The sequence below is a fragment of the Paenibacillus terrae genome, assembly GCF_000943545.1.
GTDB lineage: Bacteria > Bacillota > Bacilli > Paenibacillales > Paenibacillaceae > Paenibacillus > Paenibacillus terrae_A.
On sequence record NZ_JTHP01000065.1, the window covers coordinates 19,101 to 33,319 of the forward strand.

The following is a 14,219-nucleotide window of genomic DNA, read 5'->3' on the forward strand; positions in this document are numbered from 1 at the left end:
AAGAGGTCCACTATGGTCAGATACACTGCCATAATGGACCTCTTTTTTCTGTTGCACATCCCCTTCTACGCTCACCGTAATGGCGAATATCCAAGCCGATTCAGCTCCTCCGCAATGACGCGATAGCCACGGCTGTTCGGGTGCACCCGATCCAGCGAGAGCAGTTCCCGTTCGTAGCCCTCAAACGCAGGGTAAATGTTCGCCACCCGGTAATTCGGACCGCCCAGCGTAGCGAGAAATGAGTTATATTGGCGCACATATATCCCCGCCTCCCTCACGCCCGGTAAAGGATTGTACAGCCCTACCATTCGAATGATAAATGGCTCACGCTGACCGGATTTTATCTGATACAGGGCATGTACGATTTGGCGTACATGTTCTTTCGTGCGGTTCACCGCTTGCGGAATGGACGATGCAGACGAACCGGAGCCTCCGGCAAGGGCGCTGACGTATGGGCGCAGATCATTCCCGCCGATCGTCACCGTTATGAGTTCAGCCCGGCTCAACGCTGACCGAAAGAGCGGATTGTTGCGGATCAAAGACAGCAGTTCCTGCGATGTCAGTCCGTTGATTCCCAAATTCTCGTAACTGACTGGAGTACGAAGACGTGTTTCCGCCATTCTTCGATAGATAGGCACAAATCCGCCAGTCAGCAGCGTCCCGGCACCTGTCGTTAATGAATCTCCTATAGCCGTGTAGTGGTAACCCATTGGAACCCAACTCCCCCGCTAATGCCTTTGCAATCAAAGGCACATCAACTTTTACATGAGAATGTCAATTCCAGACATATCATATCTTATGTAAAAAAAGAGACGCAGGACCCGGAGATTCGCTTATTCTTCGTCCATTTCATACACACAATGAAATTGCCCATCCTCGGACAAGTCCTCTGATCCGTATACGGCAAAGCCCACGTTGCGAAAAAAGTCTGCCCCTTCCGCATCCGTGTCCACAGTAAGCCGTTTCGGATTACGCTCCTGTATGAGCGTAAGCAGCATACCTCTGGCATATCCTCTATGACGGTTTTCAGGCAACACGGCCAGATGCCGGATTACGATGGTTTCATCCTCCTGCTCCTCAAATCCGACAATACCTACAATAAGTCCTTCATCTTCTACACCGAATAGCTTCCAGTCATCCGAGGTTTGATAGGTACGTAAAGCTGCCTCTCCGCGCTCAGGGTGATCCAGCACGGCGTAGGTTAGCAGCTCCAGAACCTCCTCACGATCTGAATCTGTTTTTATATTTTTAAACATCGTTCGTCGTCTCTCCTTATATCCTGAAATGGGGATTACACTCTAGTTCTCCAAAATAAGCAACGGCCAGTTATCCAGCCACTGCTTCTCAAATACACGCTGACGAAAAGCCGTCGTATGGCGGAACAATGGACTTTGGCGCACCCGCATATCCAGTAGATCATTTAATCCATGCGGACAAACGACCTCCATTTGATCCTCGTCATTCAATCTAATCGCTACTGCCGTAGCCGTCTCCGGCCAGCGGCTCATCGCATCCTCTACCGAAGCATAAGGAGCTGTCCCGTTGCGAAGATGCATCCTCGCTTGATTTTTGACAGACCAGTTGCGTCCCGCCTGCTTGCGGTTCAAGGACAGCTCAAGGTGCTCGTCCCGTTCCTCCAGCGTATTTTTCGGGTCAAAATAAATAACATCTATATCATTCAAAGGTGTAGGAGTTGTATAACCATGCAGCTGGTCCCATACCCGATTACGTACATAGCCTGCGGCAATACAGCCTTGCGGCAGCCTCAGCTCTCGCACATTACGCAAGTCTTCCAGCACCTGAGGATCATTCATATATTGTATGATTCGTAGCACATCTTCTTCCGACTTCATCCTGCACTCAGCTCCCTTTTTTATGATGACAGTTACTGCACGGGCTCCCCTCCTTGAGCTGCAACCCGGGCTGTACGCTGCGCCAGACGGCGGCGTGCGACCAGCAGGAACGGAATGCCAATCACGACCGACAGCGCAACCGGAACAAAAACGGCAAGCGGCGCTGTTTGACCATAGGTATCCAGCAGCCAGCCACCAAACAAAGGAGCAAGCACGCTACCCAAATTATTAAAGCCAATCGTACCGAAATAGGTCCCTTTATATTGAGCATCTGCAATTTGGTCAATCAAAACGTCCAGCATCGTGAACAACAGCACTTCGCCCACTGTAAACAGCACCATATCCAGTATAAACAACCAGCCCGAATTTAACATACCGCACAGCAATAGGCTGACCGCAATACATATATTTCCGGCAATCAAGGAATTCACCGGGGAAAAACGGCTTGCCAGCCGTACCAGCGGATATTGAAAAGCCAATACACACACCGCGTTGACTGTAAGCATATATGTAAACCACCGGGTTCCTTCCTCGAAGGATAAGGACAAGAATTGAGGCATCGTGGAATTGGAATGAGCATAACCCATGACGCAAAATACCGTCCCCAGCAAAATCGGCATAAACACCGGATCACGGCTGGCTGTACGGAACGCCTCACCCATCCGTAGTGGAGCCTCTCCCGCCGTTGTCCCTGTACGCAGATCCGATGCATACCGAGCAAATTGGATCAACAGCAACACTCCGTACAGCGCATACACACCAGCCGCTACCATAAACGGTGTACCCGAGGATGCCGATCCTAACATCAAACCAAGCAACGGCCCTGCCACTACACCTACATTAATCGCCGCATATCTCATATTGTAGATGAGCAGTCTTTTCTCCTTGGGAGTTACATCTGATAACAGCGCCCGCGAGGTTGGCTCGAACAAGGATCTGCACAGACCATTCAGAGCATTGATGACAAAAAAGGCCCAGGCTGCTTCAGCCAGCGCAAAAGCCACGAATACAAGCGCCCAACTGGCGATGGAAACCAGCATCACTTTACGCCGTCCGATCCGATCGGAAATGTAGCCGCCATAAAAGCTGGCAAAAATGCCAACTAATGAACTGACTGATACGATCATCCCTGTATGGAAAGGGGATACCCCCAACCGGGTGGTCAAATAAATGGACAAAAACGGGATACTCATGGATGTCGCCATCCGACCAAATATAGTACCCGCAATAATCGTCCAGGCCAGTGGGTGAATCGAACGCAACTGTTCTTTCATATCTGTTATCTATGTCTCCTTCTCTGCCCTGTCTCCAGAAAAAAACTTGCACACAGCTCTTCCATCTGTGTGCAAGTCTAACAGGGATAATTCCAACGATTACTGACGCATATACCGTTTCAATTCCCTGCACGTTGCCTGATAAGCAGACTGAAGTGCAGCCAGCATCTCTTGCGCAGCTTCAAGTCGGTTCTCCCGTGCAAGCTGCTCTATATCGGAAAATAACGTGGACAAACGACCAATTCCCAGACTCACGCTACCTGATTTCAGCTCGTGAGCAACCTCCACTACTTTTGCTGGCTCGTTCGCGGCAGCCAGTTCAATTAATGTGCTTATTTTTGCAGGTGTATCACTGGTGTACATCTCTACGAGTGAAGCCAGCAACCCCATGCTGCCATCCTCGTCGTCCAGCAGCATAATTTCATGAATAACTTCTTCATCAAGGATAGGCTCGACATCGGTCTTGGGAAGCCATTGGATAAGCTTTTCAAACAGCTGTTCGATCATAACCGGCTTCGATAGATAATCGTTCACTCCTACCTCCAGGCCCTTCACTCTGTCTTCCTCTGACACATTCCTGTATACTCATATACAGCTCCTTCCCCGACAAAGCCGTGTTTATATCCATAGTTGGTAACTGGGGGAATACATCCGGACGTGACTATTCGTCAATTATACCTGATTTCCGCCTCTGCATTAACCCCGTTGCCCAAAATTACGACAAAAAAAATAAAATACCGGGAAACCGATATTTTATCTAAAAACATATTTAGTGCGGATATTCGCAGCTTATTAGTCGTTACTTTTCTGTCCCTCAGCCGTTAGCCCCAACTTTTTTAGCAGATGAATGACCTGTTCCTTCTCTTCCACAGATAATCCGTCTACTGTCTCCATAATGACACGATGATGTTGTGGAAATATTTGCTCAAAGAAATGACGTCCCTCGTCAGTCAGTTCAGCATAAATCACACGCCGATCATCTTGTGATGCACGCCGGGTAAGCAGCTTTTTTTTCTGAAGTTTATCTACGACATACGTAATATTTCCGCTGGAGATCAGCACCTTTTCACCAATTTTCTGCAAGGGCTGCGGTCCGCGATAATACAACAGATCGAGCACACCAAATTCCGTTGTGTTCAATCCATGACTATGAATATCCCGATTCGTGCGGGATGTGACCGAATTATAGGCTCGAGCCAGTACAACAAACAAGTTAAGCGCCAAGTCCTGATCATCTGGTTTTACAGACATATTAACAGCCTCCGTTACTCATATCTTTATTCAAAGATATCTTAATTGCAAACTTTTGTCAAGCTCAACCGTTTTATCCCTTTGTTAATAAGGTCTATTATGAGAAAATTACAGTCTATTATGTAAAAAAGCCCGTCTCCAATCGGTACCAGAAGCACCGTTCGTGAGAGCAGGGCTTTCATCATTCAATCCCAAACCTCTTTCGTAGAAGCTCGTAAACAACTCGGCCGATAAGCATGCCCAGTACATTCAGGATCACATCATCCACGTCCATCGTGCCTGCGCCGAGCAGCATTTGGGACACTTCAAGAATGATCAGCGCGACCACCACTGTCAGTAGTAAGCTACCTAATCTGCGTAAGGATACCCAAATGATAGGCAGAAGGATGCCAAACGGGACGAATATACCAATATTACCGAGCAAATTGACACCCCACACCCGGAAAGGAAGCGACTGCGCCGCCCTCAGATATCGCCCGATCGTATCCAACGGAACTATATTATACGAATATGGAGGACCCGGTCGTAATGTACGTCCAAAACCAAGAAACATCCAGTATAATAACAGTCCCATATATAAAATGAATGCCACGAAGGCTACAGTACGAAGCAGACGGACGCTAGGCATCACTTGTTTCGAACATCAATCTGTCCATTGGCCCGTGCGATGATAACCTGGTCCGCCATGTTAATGAACAGTCCGTTATCAACCACACCCGGAATTTGATTCAATCGGATTTCCAGCTCTTGCGGGTTCTCAATGGTTCCGTAATGACAATCGACAATATAATTGCCGTTATCCGTAAGGAAACGCTCACCGTCCTTCATGCGCCATTCAGCCTGGCAGCCTGTCTGCTGTATTGCCTCCAACGTCCATACACTGGCAAAAGGTACGACTTCGACCGGTAATGGAAATGCACCCAGCACCTTCACATCCTTGGACTCGTCCACAATAATGATTAGCCGGTTGCTGTTGCTTTCCACGATCTTCTCTCTCAGTAAAGCTCCGCCTCCGCCCTTCACCAGAACAAGCTGCTCATTCACCTCGTCCGCTCCGTCAATGGTTACGTCGAGTCGTCCAATCTGATCAAATGGAACGATGGGAATTCCCAGTTCTCTGGCCTGATCCTCCGAGGCTTGGGAAGTAGCTACAGCCTGTATATGTAAGCCTTGCGCCACACGCTCACCTATTTTTTGAATGGCCCAATAAGCTGTTGAGCCTGTGCCGAGTCCTACTTTCATGCCGTCCTGAATGGCTTCAACTGCTTTTTCAGCTGCTTTTTGCTTCAAATTCATTGTCATCTCTCCCGCTATATAGGCTAGTATGGATCATCATTCATTTTATATGAAAACGTTTTATAAAGACACTGTCAGCTTCTTACCGTAACAAAGACTATTTTCATCCTCTTCATATTCACCAAATCGTTCAATAGGCTCATATCCCTGCTTCGTATAAAGCGCAATGGCTTCAGGTTGAGCAGCCCCTGTCTCCAGCTTGATTCTTACAGTGCCTCGTTTCCGGGCCTCACCTTCCAGAAAAGCTAACAGACTAACGGCAATGCCTTGCCTGCGATAAGAAGAATCGACATAAAATCGTTTAAGCTCCATCTCTTCCGCATCTATAGGCCTAAGCCCACCGCAAGCGACCGGTTTTTCATCCAAATACACAACAGCGAAAATCATTTCTTTAACTTTCGGATTGGAAAAATCAACCAAGTAAATTTCATCAGCAGGATACCTTTCCAGCAAATCCTCATCCAGCCTTTGAATCAATTCATGCAGATCTGCATGATCACTTTTAACCTTTACAATTGTAAGCTTGGACATTCTTTTCATCCCTCTCCCTATGTCGTGTTGCTATATTGGCTCATTTTGCAAGGAATCCGCAAAAACCGCGGCAAATCAAGCATCTGTAACGCCAAATATGAAAAATGTCCCAAATTGACAAGTGCATTTGACTCTATTATAAAGTATGATGGTTTCTATTGGATACCTACTTGAAGCCTGAAATGAATTCGAATTTCAAGTTGAAGTATAAAATGGAATATACTGAAATACACACAGGAATTACCCGGTAAAAATTAAATTTTTATTGGGCAAGGTATTCATTTCAAGAGCTTATCGTACGACATATATATAGGGATACATACTTATCTAAAAAGGACTAAAGACCTATTAACAAAAATTCAAGGGGTCTATTTCCTTAATTACTATGTTTGTAAGGGGGACTACATTATCTCATTCGATAAGCGGTTCAACACCATATACAAAAATTACAACCAGGGAGTGGAACATTTTGAAAAAGTGGAGTAGCTTATCTTTCTTCACCAAGAACTTATTATTATCCTTCTTCAACATCGTATTGATCGGGCTAGTCCTCATCGTGTCCAGCTATTTGATCCAACGTACGATTTTGATAGACCAGCTACATGGGCAAGTGGAAAAAATCACATTAAAGTGGGCTGAGGGAATTAATGTAAATGAAGTATCCCAGGCCGTTCAGGAAAAAAGTTATGATGGTCCCGTTCAGGCCAAACTCCGCGCTTATCTGGATAACATCACAGCGACGAATCCGAATATCTCTCAAGCTTATATCTTCGGAACCGAACTGGAAGACGGTGACAAGACATCTATTGTAGCGATGCCTACCGCTTTGAGAGAAGCATTCGAAAAAGATAAATTGGGTGTCGGCGGTATGTATAAACAACCTTCTGTAGTTGTGGAAGGCGTAAGCCACATGCTGGATACCGGAAAACCGACGTTTACCAGCTTCTATGATGACAGCTTTGGTACGTGGACAACCTTGACGTACCCGCTTAAAGATTCAAGTGGCAAAATCTTTGCATATTTTGCTGTCGATGCTGATGCAGGCGCTGTACCTGCCGGGTTGACCAAGCTGCTGATCAGCGGCACTACAATTCTGGCTGCTTTCCTGCTCATCTGCTTGGCACTCCAATATTGGGTCGTGAAGCGTACGCTGTCCCCTATTAAACAACTGATGTACGGTATCAGTGAAGTAAGCCGTGGAAATCTGGACGTTCAGATTCAAGCAGGGCAAGACGATCTGGGCGTTGTGAATAGAAACTTCAACGATATGGTAAGCCATATTAACAGCATTATGACCAAAGTGAAGCTGACAACTGATGAAGTGAATGAATCGGCGAAAGAATTGCTCGCGATCTGTGAACAAAACGGAATCAATTCCAACATCATCAATCAGAACATCAATGAAATTACGAAAAACATCCGTTCACAGGAAAAAGCAACGGGCGATAGCGCACGTGCCATGGCTGAAATGGCCTCGGTTATCCAAAATATTGCCGCCAGTTCCACCACCGTTGCAGAGGAAGCCAATTCGGTAGAGAAGCGTTCTAACGAAGGCAACGAAATCATGGGCAAAGTTTCTTCACAAATGCATTTAATTACCAATACAGTTACGAATACATCCCGTATTATCAAGTTACTGAACGACCGTTCACAGGAAATTGGTAATATCATCGGTACGATTTCAGGCATTTCCAGCCAAACGAACCTGCTTGCCCTGAATGCTTCTATTGAAGCAGCGCGTGTCGGTGAGGAAGGTAAAGGCTTTGCCGTGGTTGCCAGCGAAGTACGCAAGCTGGCAGAACAAACAGCGGATGCAACGAAACAAATCACACCGCTGATTGAAGAGATTCAAAGTGAAATCGGTCAAGCTGTGAAGTCGATGGAACAAGGTAACGTTGAGGCACAGAGCGGAATCGTCGTAGCCGGACAAGCAGGCGAGCTGTTCAATAACATTCTTCAAGCAACCAAAACGGTGGCATGGCAAATTCAAGAAGTATCCAGCGCTACCGAGGAAATATCCGCCAGTACGCAGGAAATGACGGCGACAGCGGATGAACTTTCTTCCACCGTAAGCAAGACAGCCAACAACAGTGTTCACATTGTGCAAACGGTTGAGGAACAAAAAGCTTCTCTGGATTCCATCATTGAATCGTCCCATAAGCTGTCTTCCATGTCGGAAGAGCTTCAGGAGATTACTTCTTACTTCAAAATTGCAGACCCTAACCGCACCAAATCATAATTTTCATAAGTAAGTCGTTCAGTAGTGCCTCCCTCCTATTCATGCATTTGAAGGGATCGGAGGCATTTACTGACTTTAGCATTCATATTACGACATCATACGTTCAGGAGGTTAGCGTAATGACTTCATTGCTACAAAACAGTACACAAACAGCGCCATCCCCATTCCTGGTTCCTTTGAATTTTGCACGTCTGCAACGCAAGTATACATACTCTGCTTATCAGGTAGAGTTAGAACCATTCATTTCGAAGCTGTTGCATCAGCAAACGTCGGCAAAAGAACAACATGCTTTGCTACTGTCTGTGTATGCAGCATGGCTGTATCGTCTGTCCGCAGAAGAAGAAGTCTCCTTCTCTACTTTGGTGCCTCAATCTGGTGTACTCACGGCTTCACTGACGATGGAAAAGAATACTACTTTCCATGAGCTGGCAGGCTTGTTTCAGGACATGCTCCATAAACCACATGCTTATCTGGCAGACCCGCAGGCTGATACCTCGTTCTCGGCAAATCTGCTGGCAGATGAAGGCACAGAGCCTCGTATCATGGATTGGGCTGTCATCGAGAGCAACGGCACTTACCAAATCCAGATTCGTTATGATGATTCACTTCTTCTGGAAACAACGGTTGTCCGGTATGCAGAATACTTCGAACTACTACTGCGTGGCGCACTCACCAACAGCCACGCCCTTGTCAATTCGATTGGCATCTTATCCGAAGCAGATCGGGCAGCTCATGAAGCCTTAAATAATACAGTTGTGAAGTATCCTGAGCATCAGACCATTCATGGAATGTTCGAGGAAGCCGCTTCGCAGTATCCTGATCGTCCGGCCATCGCTTCCCACGCCGGGGAATATACGTACCGTGAGCTTAATGAACGTGCCAATCAAGTCGCACGTGTGCTGTTGTCCAAAGGTCTTGCCAAGGGCGAATTCGTGACCATCTTCATGGAGCGAAGCCTGGAAACCGTCATTTCCCTGCTTGGTATTCTGAAAGCCGGGGGCGTATATGTACCTGTCGATCCAGCCCATCCAGCCGATCGGAGTAGCTATATCGTCGAGGACACGCGTTCTCCCTTCGTCCTTACCACTTCCGCGCTCGCTGGGCAAGCCGCTGAACTATGCGGCTCCATTGAGACGGTAAAAGAAATTTTGGCCATTAACGGGCCTCTGGCAGGCTATGCTGCAAGCAATCCAAACGTTAACGTAGGACCAGATGATCTCGCTTATGTGATCTATACGTCCGGCTCGACAGGCAAGCCGAAAGGAGCCCTGATCGCTCACCGTGGCGTCGTTAACCTGGGGGCTGTCGTACAGCGCGATTGCGACATTACACCTCAGGATGTATTGACTCAATTCGCCACCTATAGTTTTGATGCATCCGTTTGGGATACGATTGGAGCCTTGTTCTACGGTGCCAAGCTGTACCTGCTGTCCTCCGAAGAACGCGTGTCTGTTGAAGAATTCGCAGAAGCCGTCGCACGCACAGGCACGACGATCATTACCATCTTGCCAACCGTATTCTTTAATCAGCTGTCCACGTATTTGTCGGACGAGGGTTACCGCAAATTGGCTAAGGTACGAATTGTCACCGTGGCAGGCGAGGCGCTGTACGGCTCACAAGTTCGGGCGTTCCAAAGCAAATTCGGTATAGATACAGACATCGTTAACGTGTATGGACCAACCGAGTGCACCGTAGCGACCACGACCCACCGGGTTCGTGGTGCTGTGCCTGAGCACGTCGTCAACATCCCGATCGGTAAGCCGATCTACAACTACAAAGTCTATATCGTCAACGATGATAACAAGCTATGTCCGATTAACATTCCGGGAGAAGTATGTATTGCTACGCCGGCACTGGCTCATGGCTACCTCCATCAGCCGGAACGGACAGCACAATCGTTTGTGGACAACCCATTTGTTCCGGGTGAAAAAATGTACCGCTCAGGCGATATCGCCAAGCTGCTGCCAGACGGTACGATTGAATACGTAAGCCGGAAGGATTCACAGCTCAAAATCCGGGGCAACCGGATCGAAATCGGAGAGATTGAAGATCATTTTTCCAAGCATCCAGGCGTTCAGGACGTGTCTGTCGTAGCCGTCAAGGATCACACGGATCAAAATATGCTGGTCGGCTATTACACCACTTCGGATGGACAGTCTATTCCGCAAGACGTGATTCAGTCTTATATTGCGGGCAAGCTGCCTTCCTATTTTGTACCGAGCCATGTCGTTTATCTGGAAGCCATGCCGATTTCACCGACGGGCAAGATTGACCGCAAGAAGCTGGCCCTGCTTCCGCTTCCCGAGGCGTCCGACAGCTCCTACGGCGGGGAACCTCTTCGTGAAGGAACAGAAACGCTCATTGCTGAAGCATGGACACAGGTACTTGGCAAAACCAACATCGGCGCAACGGATGACTTCTTCCTGATCGGTGGTGACTCCCTTCGTGTCATTCATGTGCTGGCTATTTTAAAGCCGCGTTATGGCGCGTTACGCATTGGAGACTTTTTCCGTTACAAAACCGTTCGCGAGCTTGCTGAATACGTGGAGCAACTGGGTACGGAACAAACGCCGCAACGCAAAGCACTAGCGGTTCCACAAGAAAAACAGACCTGAATGAGCATCCTATCGAGCTGTCGGGCACTGCGGGTGTAGCCGAATTACGCGACATGAATGTTGTTTTATTGACCGGGGCTACAGGTTATCTCGGTTCGCACATTCTGTACGACCTGCTTCAACGGACAGAAGCCAAGGTGTACGCGATGGTACGCCCATCACAGGACGGGCCATCCGGCATCGAGCGTATTCAGACCGTACTGACAGGATATTTTGGACAAGATGTATCCGCCCTGATCGAAGGACGGGTCAAAGCCGTGTACGGTGATCTGGAGCAGGCAGACCTTGGCCTCTCTACCGTTGACCGCCATATGCTGGAGCATCAAATTGACGGCATTATTCACAGCGCCGCTGACGTTCGCCATTTTGGTGATTCGGCTGCCTTTGACCGTACGAATGTAACCGGAACACTGGAACTGCTGAAAATTGCTCAGGCCAAGCCAGGTGTATCCTTCCATCATGTCTCAACTATGGGCATACCGGAGGATCTGGCGAATGAAGGACAATGGGAATCCGTATTGGAACTGTCCTCCCTCCCGGACGAGCTACAGGTGGACAACCTGTACACGAACAGTAAGCTCGCAGCGGAAAAGCTGTTGTTCCAAGCGGCTCAGTCAGGCACGCCTGTCTCTATCTACCGTGCAGGTAATTTGACGGCCCACTCGGCTAACGGACGCTTCCAGCGCAATATCGACAGCAACGCTTACTATCGGATGATGAAGGCCATGCTGCTGCTGGGCAAAGCGCCACAGGCTGATTGGCATACGGACTTTACGCCGATTGACTATGCGAGCCGCGCCATTGTAGAGCTGTCTGTGCATCAAAAAAGCGCAAACCGCATTTTCCATATCTGCAATCCGAATCCGCTGCCATATGATGAGCTGATCGCTATGGTCAACCAGCTTGGATATGCAGTAGATACGATGCCTTTTGACGATTATAGCGCTTGGCTCCTGAACCCCTCTTCCGGTATTCAGGAGGACGCGCTGCACCTTGCTATGGGTCAGCTGGAAGGTGATGGAGCCAAGGATTCCGCTTACCGATATGGCAGCCCTGTGACCGCCGCGCTACTGGATCAGGCTGGCGTTAAGTGCCCGACAACCGATCTGGAGTTTATTCGAAATATGATCCAGCATGCGGTCGAGATCGGTTATTTCCCTATCGCGTCATCGGTATCCACAAAAGCAACACAGAGGTAACAAAGTTGTGATATTTTCCCCGCGTGTATTAGGTATGATAGACTAGATTTTGCTAGTTGATATCGGGTTTACATATCTATACTTTTAGAATTTCTGCATGCGGGGGATGTCATTCATATGAAACACGTCATATTCAAAAGAACAATGCTTATTATGAGCATGTTAGCTATTTTAGGGATTTTGGTGTACGAAGCACGCACCATCTACCATCCCCCCCTTGTTAAAGGGACTCACCGTACACGCACAGCAAATGCAGATCGACTGGTACGACACTTATTCTCTCTGACACCAACGCCGGATAAAGTATATTACCAGAACAAGGTTATTGTCCTGATGTATCATGAAGTAACCAAAACTCCACCGGATCCCGGCGCTCTCAAGCTCAGCAATTTTACGAAGCAACTGGATGAAATGAAAGCCAACGGCTTCCACTGGATTACGATGAAAGAATATACGGACTTTATTCTACATAAAGCCAAGGTGCCCGATAATGCTGTACTTATGACCTTCGACGACGGCTATGAATCTTTTTACACAGACACCTTTCCCGTGTTGAAAAAGTACCGTGTACCTGCAACCAATTTTCTCATCACATCCACGATCAGTAATCCCAAGCACATCGGTATTAAGAAGCTGACGTGGGAGCAAATCCAGCACATGCATGCCGAAGGTGTTGATTTCTACAACCACACCAATGACCAGCACGCGTATGGATACACAAATGTAGCACGCACCAAGGAAAAACCGCTTCTCATGGGCCCGGTATATTCGAAAAAGCTGGGGCGTATGGAAACCGAGGACGAATTCAAGCAACGGGTTTACAACGATTTGGACACCGCCGACAAGAAGCTGTTCAAGTATCTTCACAATGATCGTAACGTCCTGGCCTTTCCGTATGGAGGATATACCAAGGAAACGCTGGAAATTTGCCGCGCCTTGGGCATTGACGTTACCTTCACGGTGAAGCGTGGCATTAACTCACCTGGACAAACGAATGGCTATCGCGTTAATGCAGGTGGGATACACAATATTCCGGAAGTATTGGTGCAATACATGAAGGAAGGCGCTCCGGAACGACCGTTGCCGTTTGCCCAAGGTCCTAACAAAGCGTCCTAAACTTTGGAATAAATAAGAACCTTCAAAACCATCTATAGCGTGGTTTTGAAGGTTCTTTTGCTGATTTTAAAGATGATGAGCTTATGTTAGAGCCAGAGACGAATGGCCGCAATAACAGCCAGATGCACCGGATAAAAGCTGCGCCACAACCAGCGCGGTGCCCGGCTGTAAAAGCCACTTTCCCCGGATGCAAAGCATGCGATAAGAATGGTGGACAGCAGGCTAAAATGCTGGAGATTCGCGTGATGCACCATATCATACACGACATTCAGTGCAAAATGTGCCGCAACCATCATATAGGAACGGGTATAGCGGTAAATGAGGACAAGCAGCAGCCCGTAGGCCCCGTAATCCATCAGGCTAAGCTCCATGACCAGAGCTGTCAGCACATATAATCCTGTTATAGCCGCCCAATTTTTCAATCGCGACGCAGCAGCCAGCGTCAGCAACGAGATCAACAGCGTCCAGACCACGTTTGGCCTATACACATCAAACGCCAGCATATAGGGCACCTGAGAAATCAGGGCGATTCCGAGCAAGCGGAGCATATAACCTCGCATATTCCGAGTGCGAGCATACCCCATATACAGCGCATATGCATAGATTGGAAAAGCAAGCCTGCCGGCAATTCTCCAGGCCGGATCAGTCGGAAAAAATACAAGTCCAACATGATCAATCAGCATGGTCAGCATGGCCAACCAGTACATATAACGGTCCCCTTTTTTCTTCTTTCACGTCTTCTTTTACGTCTTCTCTTCCGTCAAGCTCAAAATAGCGTTCATGATATCCGTTTTGGTAACCCGACCCATCAATCCATTAGTTTGAATGAAGGAGGTCCCCATACA

General features: G+C 47.9%; 12 protein-coding genes and 2 pseudogenes. 3 read left to right on the forward strand and 11 right to left on the reverse strand.

The annotated features are described in order from the left end of the window. Window positions 1–71: 71 nt before the first annotated feature. The 9 genes from QD47_RS24080 to QD47_RS24120 form a co-directional block, all read right to left on the reverse strand. A complete protein-coding gene (locus QD47_RS24080; RefSeq protein WP_044648502.1) occupies window positions 72–710 on the reverse strand; it encodes a GDSL-type esterase/lipase family protein in 639 nt (212 codons plus the stop codon). 123 nt (window positions 711–833) lie between these two features. Further along, entirely contained in the window at window positions 834–1,256 is a 423-nt protein-coding gene (locus tag QD47_RS24085; RefSeq protein ID WP_044648503.1) for a GNAT family N-acetyltransferase, read from the reverse strand. Window positions 1,257–1,298: 42 nt separating this feature from the next. After that, on the reverse strand, window positions 1,299–1,853 hold the full coding sequence (locus tag QD47_RS24090) for a nucleotidyltransferase family protein (protein WP_044648504.1): 555 nt from the start codon (window positions 1,851–1,853) through the stop codon (window positions 1,299–1,301). 32 nt (window positions 1,854–1,885) lie between these two features. Further along, window positions 1,886–3,127: an MDR family MFS transporter gene (locus tag QD47_RS24095; RefSeq protein WP_044648505.1), complete on the reverse strand. Its 1,242-nt coding sequence runs from the start codon at window positions 3,125–3,127 to the stop codon at window positions 1,886–1,888. A 99-nt stretch (window positions 3,128–3,226) separates the two neighbouring features. After that, window positions 3,227–3,700 carry a response regulator gene (locus QD47_RS24100; RefSeq protein WP_235332345.1) on the reverse strand — a complete coding sequence of 158 codons (474 nt, stop codon included), beginning with the start codon at window positions 3,698–3,700 and terminating at the stop codon, window positions 3,227–3,229. Window positions 3,701–3,919: 219 nt separating this feature from the next. Continuing rightward, window positions 3,920–4,378 carry a MarR family winged helix-turn-helix transcriptional regulator gene (locus QD47_RS24105; RefSeq protein WP_044648507.1) on the reverse strand — a complete coding sequence of 153 codons (459 nt, stop codon included), beginning with the start codon at window positions 4,376–4,378 and terminating at the stop codon, window positions 3,920–3,922. A 181-nt stretch (window positions 4,379–4,559) separates the two neighbouring features. Continuing rightward, entirely contained in the window at window positions 4,560–5,006 is a 447-nt protein-coding gene (locus QD47_RS24110) for a VanZ family protein (protein ID WP_044648508.1), read from the reverse strand. Further along, window positions 5,006–5,674, reverse strand: a complete 669-nt coding sequence (rpiA, locus tag QD47_RS24115; protein WP_044648509.1) for a ribose-5-phosphate isomerase RpiA — start codon at window positions 5,672–5,674, stop codon at window positions 5,006–5,008. Before rpiA ends, QD47_RS24110 begins: the two co-directional genes overlap by 1 nt. 60 nt (window positions 5,675–5,734) lie before the next feature. Next, complete coding sequence (locus QD47_RS24120; RefSeq protein WP_044648510.1) at window positions 5,735–6,205, reverse strand: GNAT family N-acetyltransferase; 471 nt, start codon at window positions 6,203–6,205, stop codon at window positions 5,735–5,737. A gap of 469 nt (window positions 6,206–6,674) precedes the next feature. On the opposite strand from QD47_RS24120, the gene QD47_RS24125 reads away from it, so the two are divergent. From QD47_RS24125 to QD47_RS24135, 3 genes and pseudogenes are all read left to right on the forward strand, one after another. Continuing rightward, window positions 6,675–8,444, forward strand: coding sequence for a methyl-accepting chemotaxis protein (locus QD47_RS24125; protein ID WP_044648511.1), 1,770 nt, complete (start codon window positions 6,675–6,677; stop codon window positions 8,442–8,444). A 119-nt stretch (window positions 8,445–8,563) separates the two neighbouring features. Beyond that, window positions 8,564–12,258: pseudogene (locus QD47_RS24130) on the forward strand (non-ribosomal peptide synthetase family protein). Between the two features lie 117 nt (window positions 12,259–12,375). After that, entirely contained in the window at window positions 12,376–13,374 is a 999-nt protein-coding gene (locus QD47_RS24135; protein ID WP_044648512.1) for a polysaccharide deacetylase family protein, read from the forward strand. An 86-nt stretch (window positions 13,375–13,460) separates the two neighbouring features. Here the strand turns inward: QD47_RS24135 and QD47_RS24140 are convergent, their stop codons facing one another. Continuing rightward, entirely contained in the window at window positions 13,461–14,081 is a 621-nt protein-coding gene (locus QD47_RS24140) for a TraX family protein (protein WP_044648513.1), read from the reverse strand. Between the two features lie 36 nt (window positions 14,082–14,117). Next, a pseudogene (locus QD47_RS33955) lies at window positions 14,118–14,219 on the reverse strand (CBS domain-containing protein); the annotation flags it as partial.

Coding starts and splice junctions, on each gene's coding strand:
- rpiA (WP_044648509.1), bottom strand. CDS start 5,674: ATGAATTTGAAGCAAAAAGCAGCTGAAAAAGCAGTTGAAGCCATTCAG.
- QD47_RS24105 (WP_044648507.1), bottom strand. CDS start 4,378: ATGTCTGTAAAACCAGATGATCAGGACTTGGCGCTTAACTTGTTTGTT.
- QD47_RS24135 (WP_044648512.1), top strand. CDS start 12,376: ATGAAACACGTCATATTCAAAAGAACAATGCTTATTATGAGCATGTTA.
- QD47_RS24110 (WP_044648508.1), bottom strand. CDS start 5,006: ATGCCTAGCGTCCGTCTGCTTCGTACTGTAGCCTTCGTGGCATTCATT.
- QD47_RS24080 (WP_044648502.1), bottom strand. CDS start 710: ATGGGTTACCACTACACGGCTATAGGAGATTCATTAACGACAGGTGCC.
- QD47_RS24095 (WP_044648505.1), bottom strand. CDS start 3,127: ATGAAAGAACAGTTGCGTTCGATTCACCCACTGGCCTGGACGATTATT.
- QD47_RS24085 (WP_044648503.1), bottom strand. CDS start 1,256: ATGTTTAAAAATATAAAAACAGATTCAGATCGTGAGGAGGTTCTGGAG.
- QD47_RS24120 (WP_044648510.1), bottom strand. CDS start 6,205: ATGTCCAAGCTTACAATTGTAAAGGTTAAAAGTGATCATGCAGATCTG.
- QD47_RS24090 (WP_044648504.1), bottom strand. CDS start 1,853: ATGAAGTCGGAAGAAGATGTGCTACGAATCATACAATATATGAATGAT.
- QD47_RS24140 (WP_044648513.1), bottom strand. CDS start 14,081: ATGTACTGGTTGGCCATGCTGACCATGCTGATTGATCATGTTGGACTT.